The organism is Streptomyces sp. NPDC046866 (assembly GCF_040704625.1).
Lineage (GTDB): Bacteria > Actinomycetota > Actinomycetes > Streptomycetales > Streptomycetaceae > Streptomyces.
In genome coordinates this window covers 59,833-76,681 of record NZ_JBEYXN010000008.1, presented here as the reverse complement: position 1 = coordinate 76,681, position 16,849 = coordinate 59,833, and the positions used below count along the sequence as shown (strand labels likewise).

Annotated in this window: 12 protein-coding genes; 4 read left to right on the top strand and 8 right to left on the bottom strand. The window is 71.5% G+C overall.

Going from position 1 to position 16,849, the window contains the following annotated elements:
* Positions 1-134: 134 nt before the first annotated feature.
* Complete coding sequence (locus AB0953_RS14640; protein WP_366859814.1) at positions 135-3,470, bottom strand: S8 family serine peptidase; 3,336 nt, start codon at positions 3,468-3,470, stop codon at positions 135-137.
* Between the two features lie 275 nt (positions 3,471-3,745).
* A complete protein-coding gene (locus tag AB0953_RS14635) occupies positions 3,746-4,312 on the bottom strand; it encodes a CGNR zinc finger domain-containing protein (protein ID WP_366859813.1) in 567 nt (188 codons plus the stop codon).
* 147 nt (positions 4,313-4,459) lie between these two features.
* On the opposite strand from AB0953_RS14635, the gene AB0953_RS14630 reads away from it, so the two are divergent.
* Together AB0953_RS14630 and AB0953_RS14625 are read left to right on the top strand one after the other, a co-directional pair.
* Entirely contained in the window at positions 4,460-4,918 is a 459-nt protein-coding gene (locus AB0953_RS14630) for a VOC family protein (protein ID WP_366859812.1), read from the top strand.
* Between the two features lie 44 nt (positions 4,919-4,962).
* Complete coding sequence (locus AB0953_RS14625) at positions 4,963-5,865, top strand: pyridoxamine 5'-phosphate oxidase family protein (RefSeq protein WP_366859970.1); 903 nt, start codon at positions 4,963-4,965, stop codon at positions 5,863-5,865.
* Here AB0953_RS14625 and AB0953_RS14620 read toward each other — a convergent pair.
* Both AB0953_RS14620 and pepN read right to left on the bottom strand, forming a co-directional pair.
* The gene (locus AB0953_RS14620; protein ID WP_366859811.1) at positions 5,841-6,800 is read right to left on the bottom strand and encodes a hypothetical protein; all 960 of its coding nucleotides are present in this window, start codon (positions 6,798-6,800) and stop codon (positions 5,841-5,843) included. The two genes, AB0953_RS14625 and AB0953_RS14620, sit on opposite strands and share 25 nt — an antisense overlap.
* Before the next feature lie 387 nt (positions 6,801-7,187).
* Positions 7,188-9,746 carry an aminopeptidase N gene (pepN, locus tag AB0953_RS14615; RefSeq protein WP_366859810.1) on the bottom strand — a complete coding sequence of 853 codons (2,559 nt, stop codon included), beginning with the start codon at positions 9,744-9,746 and terminating at the stop codon, positions 7,188-7,190.
* A gap of 125 nt (positions 9,747-9,871) precedes the next feature.
* Here pepN and AB0953_RS14610 point away from each other — a divergent pair, with 125 nt between their 5' ends.
* Positions 9,872-10,519: a DsbA family protein gene (locus AB0953_RS14610; RefSeq protein ID WP_366859809.1), complete on the top strand. Its 648-nt coding sequence runs from the start codon at positions 9,872-9,874 to the stop codon at positions 10,517-10,519.
* A gap of 132 nt (positions 10,520-10,651) precedes the next feature.
* On the opposite strand, the gene AB0953_RS14605 is transcribed toward AB0953_RS14610, so the two are convergent.
* The 3 genes from AB0953_RS14605 to AB0953_RS14595 form a co-directional block, all read right to left on the bottom strand.
* On the bottom strand, positions 10,652-11,308 hold the full coding sequence (locus AB0953_RS14605; protein ID WP_366859808.1) for a superoxide dismutase: 657 nt from the start codon (positions 11,306-11,308) through the stop codon (positions 10,652-10,654).
* A 172-nt stretch (positions 11,309-11,480) separates the two neighbouring features.
* Complete coding sequence (locus AB0953_RS14600; protein ID WP_366859807.1) at positions 11,481-12,923, bottom strand: amino acid permease; 1,443 nt, start codon at positions 12,921-12,923, stop codon at positions 11,481-11,483.
* Between the two features lie 76 nt (positions 12,924-12,999).
* The gene (locus tag AB0953_RS14595; protein ID WP_366859806.1) at positions 13,000-14,412 is read right to left on the bottom strand and encodes an amino acid permease; all 1,413 of its coding nucleotides are present in this window, start codon (positions 14,410-14,412) and stop codon (positions 13,000-13,002) included.
* Between the two features lie 287 nt (positions 14,413-14,699).
* Here AB0953_RS14595 and AB0953_RS14590 point away from each other — a divergent pair, with 287 nt between their 5' ends.
* Positions 14,700-15,284, top strand: coding sequence for a biotin transporter BioY (locus AB0953_RS14590; RefSeq protein WP_366859805.1), 585 nt, complete (start codon positions 14,700-14,702; stop codon positions 15,282-15,284).
* A gap of 90 nt (positions 15,285-15,374) precedes the next feature.
* Here the strand turns inward: AB0953_RS14590 and AB0953_RS14585 are convergent, their stop codons facing one another.
* Positions 15,375-16,841, bottom strand: a complete 1,467-nt coding sequence (locus tag AB0953_RS14585) for an amino acid permease (protein ID WP_366859804.1) — start codon at positions 16,839-16,841, stop codon at positions 15,375-15,377.
* Between the last annotated feature and the right edge of the window lie 8 nt (positions 16,842-16,849).

Genomic DNA, 16,849 nt, shown 5'->3' with positions numbered 1-16,849 from the left:
GGGGGTTACGGTCCATTCTGCCGCCGTCCGCTATCCGGGCGCGCGCTCCGCCATGCGAACGCCGGGGGATCACCGTGCACGCGGAAGGGGCGGGTGCCCGGTGGCACCCGCCCCTTCGTCACGCGGTCAGCCTGTTACTGGACGACCTTCTCGATCTGCACGCTGCCGGTGCCGGCGGCGGTGCCGCGGCCGTTGAGCAGCTTGATCTCGCCGAAGAACTGCCGGCCCTCGGGAGCCGGGCTGTTCGCGACGACGTTGGCCGCGACCGCCGCCGAGGCGCCGTTGGCCAGGTTCACCGCGGCGGCCTCGTCGACCTGGACGGAGCCCAGGGCCGAGGAGTAGTACACGTCGCGGTAGTCGTAGGTGGTGGAGCCGGAGGGAACCGCGTAGCCGGCCACCTCGATGGTGTACGTGCCGGCGGCCGGGTTGAGCAGGGTCACGGCCTCCTCGGAGTCGCCGTCGGCGGAGGAGCCGACCTTCACGCCGTCCTTGAGGACGGTCAGGTCCAGGTCGGCACCGGTGTCGGAGACGCCGCCGATGGCCACGTCCAGGCGGGAGACGCCCTCACCGATGGTGACGGTGGTCGTCTGGGTCTCGCCGTTGGCGATGGTCGGCTTGGCGACCTTCGCGGAGCCGAGCGGGCCGCCCTGGAGCTTGCCGCCGGAGATGGCGGCGCCGTCGTTCTTCACGGTCCACTGGACCGGGGCCGGGGTGCCCTGCTTGACCTCGGGCAGGACCTTGACCGCCGGGTCGAAGCCCGCGCCGAGGACGGAGACGTCCAGCTTGAACGGGTTGTCGAGCAGCGGCGAGGTGCGGCGCGACTCGACCTCGATCTCCCAGACGCCCGGCGTCGGGTTCTCGTACGAGCGCAGGTCGGGGCGGCACTTGTTGGCCGGGTTGTCGTAGTTCGGGTAGCACTGGGTGGTGGCGCTGTCCTCGACGCCCACGCCGTACGGGTGGATCGAGATGAAGCGCGTCTGGCTGCCCGCCGCGAGACCGCCGAGGGCGACCTCGAGGGACTTCGCACCCTGCGGCACGGTGACGAAGTACGACTTGTGGCTGTTGCGCTGCACGGACGAGGTGTCCGACAGGGTGAACGACGGCTTCGCCAGCGGGGCGGAGACGACGACGGTCGACAGGATCTGCTTGTCGATGCCCTCGGTGGTCTCGTCGTCCAGCTGCAGGATGCCGCTGTGCACGCCGGCGGTCTTGGCGTTCGCCTCGACCTTGATGGTGACGGGCTTGTTCAGCGGCAGGGTGACGTAGTCGTAGCCGCCGACGACCTTGAAGGTGCCGTCGTTGTTGCGCCAGCTCAGGTTGTGGCGGGTGCCGTACTTGACGCCGGTGGTGCGGGTGACGACGACGTCGTAGACCTTCTTCTGGCCGACCTTGAGGCCGCCCTCGCGGTCGTAGATGCCGGTGCCGAAGCCCGGGGTCTTCAGGAACTGGTCGATCGCGGTGTCGACCGGTGCCTTGACGGTGAACTCGTTGGCCTTGGCGCCGCGCTGGATGGACTCCCACGCGCCGTTGACGTCGATCAGGCCCGCGCCCTGGGCGTGCGCCGGGACGTCCTCGATCTTCTTGGCGGTGCTGGTGAGCGCCACGCGCAGGCTCGCCGGGGTCAGCTTGATGTTCTGCTGCTTGGCGGCCGAGATCAGCAGGGCGCCGGCGCCCGCCGCCTGCGGCGAGGACATCGAGGTGCCCTGGAGCATCGAGTAGCCGGCCGGCAGGCTGTAGCCCGCCTCCTTCACCGGCGAACCGGGCAGCCAGGTCTGCGTGGTGTTGATGGCCGCGCCGGGGGCGGTGATGGTCGGCGTGAAGCCGCCGTCCTCACGCGGACCGCGCGAGGAGAACGGGAACATGTTGTACTTCTTGGTCACGCCGGAGCCGTAGTTGGCGGCCCACGTCTCCTTGGAGACGGCGGCACCCACGGAGATGACCTTGTCCGCGAGGCCGGGGTCGCCGATGGTGTTGACGCCCGGGCCCTCGTTGCCCGCCGAGATGACGAGCTGGACGCCGTAGGTGTCGATGAGGTTCTTGTAGAGCTCGGCGCGGGCGTTGTTGCCGTCGTTCAGCGCCGGCAGGCCGCCGATGGACATGTTGACGATGTCCACGCCGCGGTTGACGACGAGGTCGATCATGCCCTCGGTCAGCGCGATGTTGGTGCAGCCGCCCGACCAGGAGCAGGCGCGCGAGGAGACGATCTTCGCGCCGGGCGCCTCGCCGTTCATCTTGCCGCCGAAGAGGCTGTTGGCGGCGGTGATGCCGGCGACGTGCGTGCCGTGTTCGGACTCGATGATGCCGATGTTGACGAAGTCGGCCTTCTTGCCGACCCAGTCCCCGCCGAGCGGGTCCATCGGGACGTCCTTGCGGATCTGGATCGTGAACGGGATGCGCTCGACGACGTCGGTCGCCGGGTTGTCCGTTCCGAAGTAGCCGATCTGGAAGCCGTCCTTGTACGGCTTCATCGGCTCGTTGTTGGTGAAGTCGTTGTCCTGGTCGGTGTCGACGCGGACGGTCCCGGCGGCCGGGTCGTAGAGCATGCCGAACTTGTCGGTGGTGTCGCCGTCGCGGTTGACGTCGCCCTTCATGTCACCGTTGGCGGTGATCGACTCGCTGAAGCGGCTCCACTGGAAGCTGCCCTCGGGCGCCTTCCAGCTCTGGCCGCCCGCGGTGAAGGAGCCGCCCGAGGGGGTGACCGGGGTGATCTGCGCGCGCCACGTGCCGTCGTTGTCGGCGATCGGGTCGGTCGCGGTCACCCAGTCGACGATCTTGCGCTCGCCGGTGGTGGTCTTCTGCAGCGCCGGGTGGGCGATGTCGACGCCGGAGTCCAGGATGCCGATGGTCACGCCGCGGCCGTCGGCCTGCGGGTTCTTCGCGACGAAGTCCACCGCACCGGTCTCGAAGGACGGGTTGTACGGGTTCTTCGCCGGGGTGTTCTCGTCCGGCGCCGGGTAGCTCTCGGCGGCGGTCTTCTGCGCCTGGCCGGACTCCTTGCCCGCATCGGGGCGCGGGTCGGGGAGCTGGATCTCGTGCTTGAGGTCCAGGGCGTGCACGGAGGACAGCTTGGCGGCCGCCTTCAGCGCGGCCTCGGCCTTGCCGGTGGGCAGGGTGGCGCGGACGTAGCCGAGCTTGTCGTTGGTCAGGCCGACCGAAGCGCCCTGGACCGCGGTGAGCTGGTCGGCGACCTGCTTGGTCTGGCCGGGGGCGGTGGCCACCATGACGGTGACGGTCGCGTCGCCCTTGGCCTTGGCCTCCTGCAGCAGTTCGGCGTCGGTCGAACCGAGCTTCTGGTCGGCCGACTTGACGGCCGGCCCGGTGCCCGGCGTGCCGGTGCCGGTGCCGGTGCCCGTTGCCGCGAACACGGGCACGGCGCCCGCGGTCGCGAGAGCGGCCACCAGACCGGCCGCAGCCGCGACGCGCGCGACGCGCCGGGCCCCGGATATCGAACTGGGGGATTCGAAGGTCATCAGCATCCCTGGATAAGTGAAAGATACGGTCCGGATTTCGGTGCCGGATGACCGGTCAGCTTTGCGCACGTGACAGGGGTTTGGGGAGCCTTGTCATTGACCGAGACCTGACATGGCGGACACCCGCCAGATCACGGTGTGCGCCACCGGGGGCGTACCAGGGCATACCGCCGCGAAACCCAGCGGCTGATGAGTTGCTTTGTCGACTTACCGGCCTCGTGACACGTGTGAGCCGCCGACGGCGGGCGCGCCGGGGTGTGACAACTTTCGGCGTCTCAGCGCTCGCGCGTGCGCGCGTAGTGGCGCGAGGCCTTCGCCCGGTTTCCGCACACGGCCATCGAGCACCAGCGCCGCGTGCCGTTGCGCGAGGTGTCGTGGAAGTGCAGCACGCAGGTCTCCCAGGCGCACTTGCGGATCCGCTCGGGCGAAGACCGCAGCAGCTCCAGGTAGTTGCGTGCGGCCGTCCAGGCGGGCCCCCACGACGGGTCGTCGAACTCGGCCCGCTCGCCCGGGCCCTCGGCGGTCAGGGTGGCCCGGATGCGTCCGTGCTCCAGTACGGCGTCCACCAGGGTGCGCGCACTGTCGTCGGCCGGGTCGGCGACCGCCCGGGCCAGGGCCTCGCGGGCGGTCAGCAGGTGGACCAGGGTCGGTGCGTCCGCGCGGAAGCGGCGCTCCAGCCCGACGCTGCGCAGCCAGAGGGCGAGGCCCTCCATCCGGGTGAGGCCGAAGGCGCCGGCGAAGAGGTCGGTGAGCTCGCCTTCGCGCATCCAGCGCGTGTTCAGCAGGTCCAGGGCGATCGGCTCGCCGGTCAGGGGGCGGGGGTCCGTCGCCTCGGTCGCCATCTCGCCGCTCCTTCGCGCCCTGTCCGTACCGCCTTGGCCACCTTGCTAACCCCTCAAGGGTACGTCGCCGGTTGACGGGCTCACCTCTAACCCCTAACGTGAATTTAGACGGTTAGAGAAGCAACCCGAACTCGAAGGGGGGCAGCCATGACGGCTGTCATCACCGCGCTGCGCACCGGCCACATCGGCCTTAACGTCACCGACCTCGCCCGCTCGCTCGCCTTCTACCGCGACGCCCTGGGCTTCGAGCTGCTCGGCGAGGGCACGGAGGAGGGCCGCCGCTTTTCCTTCCTCGGGCGGGACGGCGAGCTCGTCCTCACCCTCTGGCAGCAGGCCGAGGGCGCGTACGTGCCGACCGCGGCCGGGCTGCACCACCTGGCGTTCACCGCCGGCGGGATCGACGAGGTCGAGGCCTACGAGGCGCGGCTGCGCGACCTCGGCGTCGCCTTCGCCTACGACGGCGTCGTCGCCCACAGGGAGGGCTCCGCCTCCGGCGGGATCTTCTTCCACGACCCCGACGGCACCCGTCTGGAGATCTCCGTACCCAAGGGCGCCGAAGGTGCCTCCGCCCCCACGGCGGGGGCTCCCACCTGCGGCTTCTTCTAAACCCTCGTAAGCCGCATCCCCGACAGGAGGTCACCGTGGACCGTGTGGACCGCTACCACCAGGGCTCGCTGGCCGTGCAGGAACGGGTCGGCGTACGCGAGCTCGCCGAGCACGTCGGCCGCTCGATCGGCGCGGGCATCAAGGACGTCGCCGCCGACTTCCTCGCCCGCCAGCCGCACCTGGTCGTCGGCGCCGCCGACGCGGCCGGGCGGCTGTGGGCCTCGCTGCTCACCGGCCCGCCCGGCTTCGTCCGGGCCACCGGCGCCGACCGGATCGCGGTGACCGGAGGGCTCCCGGCCGGCGACCCCCTGGCCGGGGCGCTCGCCACCGCCGGCACCCGCGTCGGGACCATCGCCCTCGACCCGCGCACCCGGCGCCGGATGCGGCTCAACGGAACCCTGGAACCGGCCCCCGGCGGGTTCGAGGTGGCGGCCGAGCAGGTCTTCGCCAACTGCCCCAAGTACCTCCAGAAGCGGCAGCCGCTGGAGCTCGCCGCCGAGGGGCCCGGGGTCGTGCGGCGCGGGGACGCGCTCACCGCCGGCCAGCAGCGGGCCGTGCGGGCCGCCGACACCTTCTTCGTCGCGACCACCGCCGAGGACGGTACGGACGCCAGCCACCGCGGCGGGCTGCCCGGATTCGTGGAGGTGCTCTCGCCGGCCGAGCTGGCCTGGCCCGACTACCCGGGCAACGCCATGTTCCTCACCCTGGGGAACCTGGCCGCCGATCCGCGGGCCGCGCTGCTCTTCCCGCACTGGGAGACCGGGGCGGTGCTCCAGCTCAGCGGCCGGGCCCGGACGGAGTTCGCCGCCGACGGCAGCCGCAGCGTCCGCTTCCGCATCGAGTCCGTGGTGGAGGCCCTGCACCCCGGGCGGCTGCGCTGGAGCGCCCCGGAGTACTCGCCGGCGAACCCGGCGCTGCCCTCTCACCGCGGCAGCACCACCAGGTAGGCGGCGGGCTCCCGCCCGCCCGAGGCGGTCAGGGCGGTGCGGATGACCGCGGCCTGCTGCTCGGGCCAGTCGCGGAGCTTGCGCGGGGTGACGTGCAGGACGGTCACCCCGAGCCGCTCCAGCGCCTCCCGCTTGCGCACCGCCTCGGACCACTCCTCGTCCTCGCCCTGCCGGGGCGCCCGGGTGTCGATCTCCACGGCGACGGCCTGCTCCGGCCAGTACGCGTCCACCCCGCCCAGGTGCGGGCCGCCGGGCAGGCGCAGGTCGACGTTCCAGACCGGCTCGGGGAGCTCGAAGCCGCGCACCAGCCGGTACAGCCGGTCCTCGGCGATGGCCCGGCCCTCGGCGAGGAGGGACTCGACGGCGTCCACCACGTGCGGCCGGTTCAGCAGCCGGGCCACCGTCAGCTCCCGTACGACGGCGGCCGGTTCGCAGTGCCCGGCGCGGACGGCCTCGCTGAGCAGGCGCCGTACGGTGCCGGCGTCGGAGAGCCGGTCCACCGCATCGGCCAGGGCCCGGGCGACCGGGGCGACGGGCAGCCCCGTCACCTCCAGCGGGCGGGGCGGGGTGTGCGTCCGGACGATCCGGACCGTGCCGACGGAGCGCAGGCGGCGGGTGTGCGGCACGAGCACGTCGATCTGCGGGAGGGAGAGCAGGGCGGGGGCGGAGGCGAACCGGTAGAGCGCGAGCGCCGCCAGCCCGGTGATCATGGCCTCGCCGCCGCGGCGGGCCGCGTACAGCAGGGAGGCGTGCAGCCGCTCCTCGGTCGTCGCGACGCCGGGGTGCAGGAGGAAGACGCCCGGGAGGATCTCCTGCCAGGAGCGGTCCGCGGCGTCGGCGGCGCTGACGCCGTGCTCGCGCAGCTGCGCGAGGGTCAGCACGCGGGGGCGGCTGTCGGCGAGGTGGGCGAGGGGGAGGGGTGCGTTGTGGTTCATGCCGCGGAGATTCCCGCCCTAGGGCGGCTCCCTAACCGCTGTTACCGTCCCGTCGACAAATCCGGACAAGACGGGGCTAAAGTACGGGCGTTCGATGACCGATACCGCCGTTCGCCTCCGCCGGTCCCCGTCGGGTCCGCGCCCCGGCGAACCGTGCCGGTGGCGGGCTGCCGCTGCGCGGAGCCTTTCCCCACCCCGCCCCTTCCCGAACCGGGCTCCGCCCGTGGCGACGGCGCGGGGGACCCCGTTCCGTGCGCTGCGCGCCCGGTGCGCTCAAACGCCGCGTGGGCTGGATCTTCCAGCCGGGCCGGCGATTGAGGCGTTTCGGGAAGGGGCGGGGTGGGGGAACGGCTCCGCGCAGCGGCAGCCGCCCCCCGTCCCGCGGGGTCAGGCCGTGGCGGCCGCGGCGTCGCAGGACTGGGCGCGCAGGGCGCGGGCCAGGTCGTCACGGGCCTCCAGGACCAGGCGGCGAAGGGCCGGGGCCGCATCCGCGTGCGCCGCCAGCCACGCATCGGTGGCCTCCAGCGTCCGCGGATCGTCCTGCAGCGCCGGGTACATCCCCCGCACCACGTGCATCCCGATCTGGATCGACCGCTCCGCCCAGATCCGCTCGATCACCTCGAAGTAGCGGTCGGCGTACGCGGACAGCAGCCCCCGCTGCGACGGCTGCTGCATGCCCGCGATCGTCGCCTCCACCAGCGCGTTCGACAGGGCGTCCGATTCGACGACCGCCGCCCACGCCTGGTCCTTGACCGCCTGCGACGGCCGCGCCGCCAGGCACCGCACCTGGTGCCGCTTGCCCGACGCCGTGTCGTCGCGCGCCAGCTCCGCGTTCAGCACGGCCTCGTCCACCGCGCCGTGCGCGGCCAGCGGCAGCAGGAAGTCCCAGCGCAGCTCCTGGTCGACCTCCAGGCCGTCGATCCGCGCCGATCCGTCGAGCAGCCCGAGCAGCAGCTGGAAGTCGCCCTCGCTCGCCGCGCCCGCGGCGAAGAACCGGGCCCACGTCAGCTGGTGCTCGGAGCCCGGCTCGGCCCGCCGCAGCTCCTGCAGGGCGCCTGCCGCCAGCTCCCGGCCGCCCTGCTCGCGCCAGGCGGGCGCCGCGTAGTGGGTGACCGCGGTGAGCGCCTGCGCGTGCAGCATCTGCAGCACGCCGACATCGCTCTCCCGCCCGGCGTGGGCCAGTACGAGGGAGACGAAGTCCCGGGCCGGCATCAGCCCGTCCCGGGTCAGGTTCCACAGCGCCGACCAGCACAGCGCCCGCGCCAGCGGGTCGGTGACGTCCCCGAGCCGCGCCCGCAGGGTCTCCAGCGAGCGCCCGTCGAAGCGGATCTTGCAGTAGGTCAGGTCGTCGTCGTTGACGAGCACCAGGTCGGGCCGCTCCTGCCCGGCCAGCTCCGCCACGGCCGTGCGCGCGCCCGCCACGTCCGCCTCGGCCTGCGCATAGCGGACCAGCGACCCGTCCTGCAGCCGGTAGAGGCCGACCGCGATCCGGTGCGGGCGCAGCTCGTCGCCCTCCTGGAGCACGGCCAGCTCGGTGATCCGCCCGTCGGCGCCGTACGCCACCGCCGGCGTCAGCACGTTCACGCCGGCCGTCTGCAGCCAGGCCCGCGACCACTCGGCCATGTCCCGCCCGGAGACCTCCCCGAGCACCGACAGCAGGTGGTCCAGGGTGGTGTTGCCGTACGCGTTGGCCTTGAAGTAGCGCCGCGCGCCCTCCAGGAACGCCTCCCGGCCCACGTACGCGACGAGCTGCTTGAGGACGGCCGCGCCCTTGGAGTACGTGATGCCGTCGAAGTTGAGCTTGGCGGCCTCCAGATCGCGGATGTCGGCCGTGATCGGGTGGGTGGACGGCAGCTGGTCGGCCCGGTAGGCCCACGCCTTGCGGTTGTTGGCGAAGGTGACCCACGCCTGGTCGAAGCGGGTCGCCTCCACCTGCGAGAAGGAGCCCATGAAGTCCGCGAAGGACTCCTTCAGCCACAGGTCGTCCCACCACTTCATGGTGACGAGGTCGCCGAACCACATGTGGGCCATCTCGTGCAGGATCGTGTTGCAGCGCCGCTCGTACGCCGCCCGGGTGACCTTGCCGCGGAAGATGTACTCCTCGCGGAAGGTCACCATCCCCGGGTTCTCCATGGCGCCCAGGTTGTACTCGGGCACGAAGGCCTGGTCGTACTTGCCGAACGGGTACGGGTAGTCGAAGTGCTCGTGGAAGAAGTCGAAGCCCTGCTTGGTGACGAGGAAGACGTCCTCGGCGTCGAAGTGCTTGGCGAGCCCCTTGCGGCACATCGCACCCAGCGGGATCGTCAGGTCCCCGCGGGTGTAGGTGTCCGTCACGTAGTGGTACGGGCCCGCCACCACGCAGGTGATGTACGTCGAGATCGGCGCCGTCTCGGCGAAGCGCCGGGTCTGGCCCTCCCGGGACTCCTCCGCGCCGTTGCTCCACACCTGCCAGCCCTCGGGCGCGGTCACCTCGAAGCGGTACGGCGCCTTCAGGTCCGGCTGCTCGAAGTTGGCGTAGACCCGCCGGGCGTCGGCCGGCTCGTACTGGGTGTAGAGGTAGACCTCGCCGTCCTCGGGGTCCACGAAGCGGTGCATGCCCTCGCCGGTCCGGCTGTAGGCGCAGTTCGCGTCCACGACGAGGACGTTCTCGGAGGCCAGGCCGTCCAGCGCGATCCGCGCCCCGTCGAAGACGGCCGCCGGGTCCAGCTCCCGCCCGTTGAGGGTGACGGAGTTCACCGAGGGCGCGATCAGGTCCGCGAACGTCGAGGCGCCCGGCGCGGCGGCCCGGAAGCGGATCGTGGTCACCGAGCGGAACGTCCGCGGGCCCTCCGCCGGCTCGGCCTCGTCGACGGCCGAGCGCAGGTCGAGCACCACTTCGTACCCGTCGACGGACAGCAGTTCGGCCCGTTCGCGGGCCTCGTCGCGGGACAGGTTCTCTCCGGGCACGTGCACTCCTTCGTGCGGGGTCGCGATACTGATCGAATCCTCCCACGGGGGAATGCGCGCGGGCCCGGACCGGTTGGCCGTGAGGAACACGACCAGACATGCCTTTACGTGACGCAAGGAGAGACATGGCCGACACCCAGGTGCGCGAGAAGACCCCGGTCGACTTCTGGTTCGACCCGCTCTGCCCCTGGGCCTGGATGACCTCCCGCTGGATGCTGGAGGTCGAGAAGGTCCGTGACGTCGAGGTCCGCTGGCACGTGATGAGCCTCGCCGTCCTCAACGAGAACAAGCTGGACGAGCTGCCCGAGCGCTACCGCGAACTGCTCGGCCCCAAGGGCTGGGGGCCCGTCCGCGTCGTGATCGCCGCCCAGCAGAAGCACGGCGACGAGGTCACCGGCAAGCTCTACACCGCGCTCGGCACCCGCATCCACAACGAGGACCTGGGGGCGACGCGCGAGGTCATCGCCGCCGCGCTGGAGGAGGTCGGCCTGCCGGCCGAGCTGATCCGCTACGCCGACTCCGACGAGTACGACGAGGTGCTGCGCGCGTCCCACAACAACGGCATCGAGCGCGTCGGCCAGGAGGTCGGCACGCCGGTGATCTCCGTGCCGGGCGCCGACGGCTCGGACGTGGCCTTCTTCGGCCCGGTCGTCACCCCGACGCCGCGCGGCGAGGCCGCCGCCCGCCTGTGGGACGGCACCCTGCTGGTCGCCTCCACGCCGGGCTTCTACGAGATCAAGCGGACCCGCGACAAGGGCCCGTCCTTCGAGTAGTCCCCTGCCCCCTGCTGATCGCGCGCACAGAAGACCCCCGTGAGTCACGTCCTCACGGGGGTCTTCCGCTGGACACGCCCGCACGCGAAGGCTGAGAAGACGATCACGGGGCGGGCGGGCAGGCGGCTGCGGTCAGCCCTTGGCGGGGACCAGCAGCGGGGTGTTGGCCTTGGCGTCGGCGTAGCGCCTGGCGACGTCCTGCCAGTTGACGACGTTCCACATCGCCTCGATGAAGTCCACCTTCTGGTTCTTGTACTGCAGGTAGAAGGCGTGCTCCCAGGCGTCGAAGACCAGGATCGGCACCGAGGCCTGGCCGACGTTGCCCTGGTGGTCGTAGACCTGCTCCACGATCAGGCGGCCGCTGATCGGCTCGTACGCGAGCACGCCCCAGCCGGATCCCTGGGTGGCGGAGGAGGCGAACGTCAGCTGCTTCTTGAACTTCGCGAAGGAGCCGAAGGACTCGGTGATCGCGTCCGCGAGCTCGCCCACGCCGTCGGCGGCCGTCGGCTCGCCGCCGCCCTCGCCGGTCTTGGGGCTGGCCATGTTGTGCCAGTAGATGCTGTGGAGGATGTGGCCGGAGAGGTGGAACGCGAGGTTCTTCTCCAGCCCGTTCAAGGCGCCCCAGTTCTCCTTGTCGCGCGCCTCCTCCAGCTGCTCCAGCGTGTCGTTGGCGCCCTTGACGTAGGCCGCGTGGTGCTTGTCGTGGTGCAGCTCGATGATCTCCGGATTGATCACCGGCTCGAGAGCCGAGTACTCGTACGGAAGCTCGGGAAGCGTGTAGATGGCCATGCGTGTGGTCCCCTCGGCGTGCCAACTGCTTATTGCAATCAATGCGCAACTGCACGCTAGCAGTATCTATTCCGGTGTGCCTGTAAGGGGTGCCCCCGTACATGCACAGGCGGGCCCCGTGCGTGTGCACGGGGCCCGCCTCGGGGATGCGGTGACCGGATGCGGCGCGCCGTCAGGCCGCGGCGACGCGGCGACGCTGCATCAGATATCCGGTGCCGGCGAGGAAGACGGTCAGCCCGCCGGTGAACAGCACCTGCACTCGCGTGTCGGGATCCCGGGCCATCAGGGCCAGCACCCCCGCCACGCCGGCCAGCGCCACCCAGGTCAGGTACGGGAAGCCCCACATCCGCACGACCAGCCGGTGCGGGGCCTCCCGCTCCAGCCGGCGCCGCAGCACGAACTGCGAGACGGCGGTGAAGCCCCAGACGACGAGGATGACCCCGCCGACCATGTTCAGCAGCCAGGCGAACAGGGTGTCCGGGTACCGGTACGACAGCAGCACGGTGACGAAACCGAAGCCGCTGGAGGCCAGCACCGCCCGGCGCGGCACCCCGCCGCTCACCGCGGCCAGCGCCCGCGGGCCCTGGCCGCGGGTCACGAGGGAGTGGGCCATGCGGGAGGAGCCGTAGATGTTGGCGTTCATCGCGGACAACAGGGCGATCAGGACGACCGCGTTCATGACCTGGCCCGCGGCCGGGATGCCCAGGTGGTCCAGGGCGGCCGCGTACGGGCCCCGCTCGGTCACCGCCGGATCGTTCCACGGCAGCAGGGTGACCACGACCAGCATCGAGCCGACGTAGACGACCGCGATCCGCCACATGGCGGTCTTCACGGCCCGCGCCACACCCCGGGCCGGGTCCGCGGACTCCGCGGCCGCGATGGTCACCGTCTCCAGGCCGCCGTACGCGACCACCGAGGCCAGTACGCCCACGAGCAGGCCGTCCACGCCGTTGGGCAGGAAGCCGCCGTCGTGCACCAGGTGGGCGGCGCCGGGGGAGGAGGTGCCGGGCAGCAGGCCCGCGACGGCGAGCACGCCGAGGCCCAGGAACAGCCCGATCGCCCCGATCTTCAGGGCGGCGAACCAGAACTCGAACTCGCCGAAGCGGGAGACCGCCCCCAGGTTGCTCGCGCAGAACAGCGCCATGAAGGCCAGCACCCACGCCCAGGAGGGGGTGCCGGGGAACCATCCCGTCATGATGTGCGCCGCGCCGATCGCCTCGATGGCGACCCCGACGCACAGCAGGGTCCAGAACATCCAGCCGGCCGTGAACCCGGCCCACGGCCCGATCGCCCGCTCCGCGTGCACGGAGAAGGAGCCGGAGGCGGGGTTCGCGGCGGACATCTCGCCGAGCATCCGCATCACGAACATCACGAGCACCCCGGAGACGGCGTACGCGAGCACGATCGAGGGGCCCGCGGCGGCGACGCCGGCGCCGGAACCCACGAAGAGCCCGGCGCCGATGACCCCGCCGAGGGCGATCATCGACAGGTGGCGCTGCTTGAGGCCGGTACTGAGCGGGGACCCGGCGCCGGGCTGCGCTGCCGCGGCCCGGTGCTGCCGCTGCGAGGCCTGTTGCTGCTGGTCGGGAGGGGTGGGGGCGGTGCTCTGACTCATGCGGGCCAGTCTGCCGACCGTCCGGTTATCGGACGCTAAGCGTCCGAAATCCGGACGCCCCCCTCACCCGCTGTGATCAGGCGCCCGCAGCAGGGGCCCGCCGTGCCCGGATCTCCCGCACCCAGGCCACCACCAGCACCACGGCCGCCGCGCCCGAGGACCACAGCAGCTGCGGCCGCGCCGAGTCGTCGAACAGCATCAGCACCAGCACCGCCGCCATCCCCAGCAGTGCCGCCCACGTCAGGTACGGGAAGCACCACATCGGCAGCGTCAGCCGCTCCGGCATGTCCCGCTCCAGCACGCGCCGCAGCCGCAGCTGCGACACCGCGATCAGCACCCACACGAACAGCAGCACGGCGCCGACGGCGTTGAGCATGTAGAGGAACACCGTGTCCGGCCACAGCAGGTTCAGCACCACGGACACGAAGCCGAAGGCCACCGAGGCGAACACCGCCCGCCGCGGCACCCCGCCGGCCGACACCTTCAGCAGCCCGGCGGGCGCCTCCCCCCGCTCCGCGAGCGAGAACACCATGCGCGAGGACCCGTACAGGTTGGCGTTGAGCGCCGACAGCAGCGCCACGAACACCACGATGTTCATGATCTGCCCGGCCGCCGGGATGCCGATGGAGTCCAGGACGGCGACGTACGGGCTCTGCCCGGGCTCCAGCGAGTCCCACGGCAGCAGCGTCACGATGACCAGCATCGAGCCGACGTAGAAGAAGAGGATGCGCCACACGGCGCTGCGCACCGCGCGGGACACCGAGCGCGCCGGATCGTCGGACTCGGCGGCCGCGATGGTGACGACCTCCAGGCCGCCGAAGGCGAAGACGACGGCGAGCATGCCCGCGACCACCCCGCCGGCGCCCCGGGGGAAGAAGCCGCCCTGGCCGGTCAGGTTGGCCATTCCGACCGGGTCGGTGTCCGGCAGCAGCCCGAAGACCGCGAGGGTGCCCAGGACCAGGAACAGGACGATCGCGCCGACCTTGAGGGCGGCGAACCAGAACTCGAACTCGCCGAAGTTCTTGACCGCGGCCAGGTTGCTGACGGTGAAGACCACCATGAACACCAGCACCCACAGCCACTGGTCCACCGCCGGCACCCAGCCGTGCGCGATCTTCGCGGCGCCGGTGGCCTCCACGGCCAGCACCACGACCAGCAGGAACCAGTACAGCCAGCCCGCCGAGAAGCCGGCCCAGCGGCCCAGCGCCCGCTCCGCGTACACCGAGAAGGAGCCGGAGGCGGGCATCGCCGCCGACATCTCGCCGAGCGCCCGCATGACCAGCATGGCCAGTGCGCCGGCCAGCAGGTACGAGCAGATGATGGCCGGTCCGGCGATGCCGATGCCGGCGCCGGAGCCGACGAACAGCCCGGCGCCGATCACGCCGCCGAGGCCCAGCATGGTCAGGTGGCGCTGCTTGAGGCCGTGGCTGAGGGGTTCCGCGGGCAGCTCTGGCTCGCGGGGAGGTGCGTCGGGCAGACGGTCGCGCATGAGTGGATGCTCGTACTCTCGTGCTCGGCAGCGGCGGTGGGGGCTCCGCAGGGGAATTGGCGGGACCCTACAGTCTCACCGGTCGGCGCCCATCCGCGCAAAACGGACGTGTGGTCTGATCTGACTCGTGATGCGGATCACGGTGCCTCGAGGTGTAACCGAGGACTTTGTTCACTCCCAACGAAACCCGGGAGTAGGGCTTTGTGTCGGGCAGCGGTGGGGCCGGGCGGGGGCGCGCACTAGCGTCGGTGATCGTCCGTCACCCCCCGTCCCACGCGGAGCCTTCCATGAGCACTGCTTCCGTCACCGTCCGCCCCGGCGCCGTCCTGGCCGACCTGCTGCCCGCGAGCCGTGTCCGCGACGCCGCGCTCGTCGTCGGCGGAGCCGCCCTGACCGGTCTGGCCGCGCAACTCTCCGTGCCCGTCCCCGGCTCCCCGGTCCCGGTCACCGGCCAGACCTTCGCGGCGCTGCTCGTCGGCACCGCCCTCGGCGCCCGCCGCGGCGTGCTTTCGCTCGCGCTGTACGCCCTGCTCGGCGCGGCCGGCATGCCCTGGTTCGCGCACGGCACCTCCGGCGCGGGCGGCGCCTCCTTCGGCTACGTCCTCGGCATGGTGCTCGCCTCGGGCATCGTCGGCGCCCTGGCCCGGCGCGGCGCCGACCGGTCGGTGCTGCGCACCGCCGGCGCGATGGCGCTCGGCTCCGCCGTGATCTACGCGGTGGGTGTGCCGTACCTGGCACTGTCCACCGGGATGTCCTTCGGCGCGGCCGTCGCGGCCGGTCTGACCCCGTTCCTGATCGGCGACGCCCTCAAGGCGGCGCTGGCCATGGGCGCGCTGCCGGCTGCCTGGAAGCTGGCGGGGCGCCGCGGCTGACCCCGTACGCCACTTCCCCTGCCGGCGCCTGCACAGCAGCCCCGGACCGCGAGCGGGCGGTCCGGGGCTGCTGCCGTCTGCGGGGGCCGGTCAGGCGGCGTCGACCGCGGCCTCGGCAGCGGTGTCGACCGCGGCCTCGCCCTTGCGGCGGGCGTTGCGCACCACGCCGATCACGATCACGACGGCCGCGACGAGCAGCGAGTACAGCACCGTCTCGCGGTTGTCCTTGTCGTACAGCATGTAGCCGAGGACGAAGGTGATCATCGCGGCGGTGGCCCAGGTCAGGTACGGGAAGAACCACATCTTCACCGTCAGCTTCTCCGGGACCTCGCGGACCAGGATCTTTCGCATCCGCAGCTGAGTCAGGCAGATGACCAGCCACACGAAGAGCGCGATCGCGCCGGAGGAGTTCAGCAGGAAGCTGAAGACCGTGTCCGGGGAGGTGTAGTTGAAGTAGACGGCGATGAAGCCGAACACCACCGAGCCCAGGATGGCGGCCGTGGGCACGCCGTTCTTGCTGGTCTTCGCGAAGGCCTTGGGCGCGTCACCGCGCTCGCCCAGCGAGAACGCCATGCGCGAAGCGGTGTACAGGCCCGAGTTCAGGCAGGACAGCACGGCGGTCAGGACGATCACGTTCATGATCTGGCCGGCGTGCGCGATGCCGATGGAGTCGAGGGCGGCCACGTAGGAGCCCTTCTCCACGATCGACTTGTCGTTCCACGGCAGCAGGGTCAGGACGATGAAGATCGAGCCCAGGTAGAAGACGCCGATGCGCCAGATGACCGAGTTGGTGGCCTTGGTGACGGCGCGGCGCGGGTCCTCGGACTCGCCGGCGGCGAGCGTGACGATCTCGCTGCCCATGAAGGAGAAGACGACCATCAGCACACCGGTGAGGACCGAGCCCCAGCCGTTCGGCATGAAGCCGCCGGCGTCGGTGAGGTGGGCGAAGCCCGCGCCCGGGTTGTCCGAGCCCGGCAGCACGCCGAAGACGGCGAGCATGCCGACGACCACGAAGGCGCCGATGGCGACGACCTTGATGCCGGCGAACCAGAACTCGAACTCGCCGTAGGAGGCGACGGAGCCGAGGTTGGTGGCCGTGAGGACCACCATCACGATCAGGGCCCAGGCCCACTGCGGGACCGCCGGGACCCAGCCCTCGAGGATCTTCGCGCCGGCGGTCGCCTCCACGGCGAGCACCACGACCCAGAAGAACCAGTACAGCCAGCCGATGGAGAAGCCGGCCCAGCGGCCCAGCGCCCGGTCGGCGTAGGCCGAGAAGGAGCCCGAGTTCGGGCTGGCGGCGGCCATCTCGCCGAGCATGCGCATCACGAAGACGACCATCGCGCCGACGAGGAGGTACGAGATCAGGATGGCGGGACCGGCCTTGGCGATACCGCCGCCGGAGCCGACGAACAGGCCGGCGCCGATGACACCGCCAATGGCGATCATGGAAAGGTGGCGGTTCTTGAGACCGGCCTTGAGACCATCGTTGGGCGTGGCGTTGCCGGGGTTACCGGCCGGGTCGCCTGCCTTCTGAAGGGTCGTCGTGGTGCTCATGGACGAAT

Bases quoted from the DNA above. Each gene is read 5' to 3' on its own strand.
- AB0953_RS14640 (WP_366859814.1), bottom strand. From the start codon at position 3,470: ATGACCTTCGAATCCCCCAGTTCGATATCCGGGGCCCGGCGCGTCGCG.
- AB0953_RS14635 (WP_366859813.1), bottom strand. From the start codon at position 4,312: ATGGCGACCGAGGCGACGGACCCCCGCCCCCTGACCGGCGAGCCGATC.
- AB0953_RS14630 (WP_366859812.1), top strand. From the start codon at position 4,460: ATGACGGCTGTCATCACCGCGCTGCGCACCGGCCACATCGGCCTTAAC.
- AB0953_RS14620 (WP_366859811.1), bottom strand. From the start codon at position 6,800: ATGAACCACAACGCACCCCTCCCCCTCGCCCACCTCGCCGACAGCCGC.
- AB0953_RS14610 (WP_366859809.1), top strand. From the start codon at position 9,872: ATGGCCGACACCCAGGTGCGCGAGAAGACCCCGGTCGACTTCTGGTTC.
- AB0953_RS14605 (WP_366859808.1), bottom strand. From the start codon at position 11,308: ATGGCCATCTACACGCTTCCCGAGCTTCCGTACGAGTACTCGGCTCTC.
- AB0953_RS14600 (WP_366859807.1), bottom strand. From the start codon at position 12,923: ATGAGTCAGAGCACCGCCCCCACCCCTCCCGACCAGCAGCAACAGGCC.
- AB0953_RS14595 (WP_366859806.1), bottom strand. From the start codon at position 14,412: ATGCGCGACCGTCTGCCCGACGCACCTCCCCGCGAGCCAGAGCTGCCC.
- AB0953_RS14590 (WP_366859805.1), top strand. From the start codon at position 14,700: ATGAGCACTGCTTCCGTCACCGTCCGCCCCGGCGCCGTCCTGGCCGAC.
- AB0953_RS14585 (WP_366859804.1), bottom strand. From the start codon at position 16,841: ATGAGCACCACGACGACCCTTCAGAAGGCAGGCGACCCGGCCGGTAAC.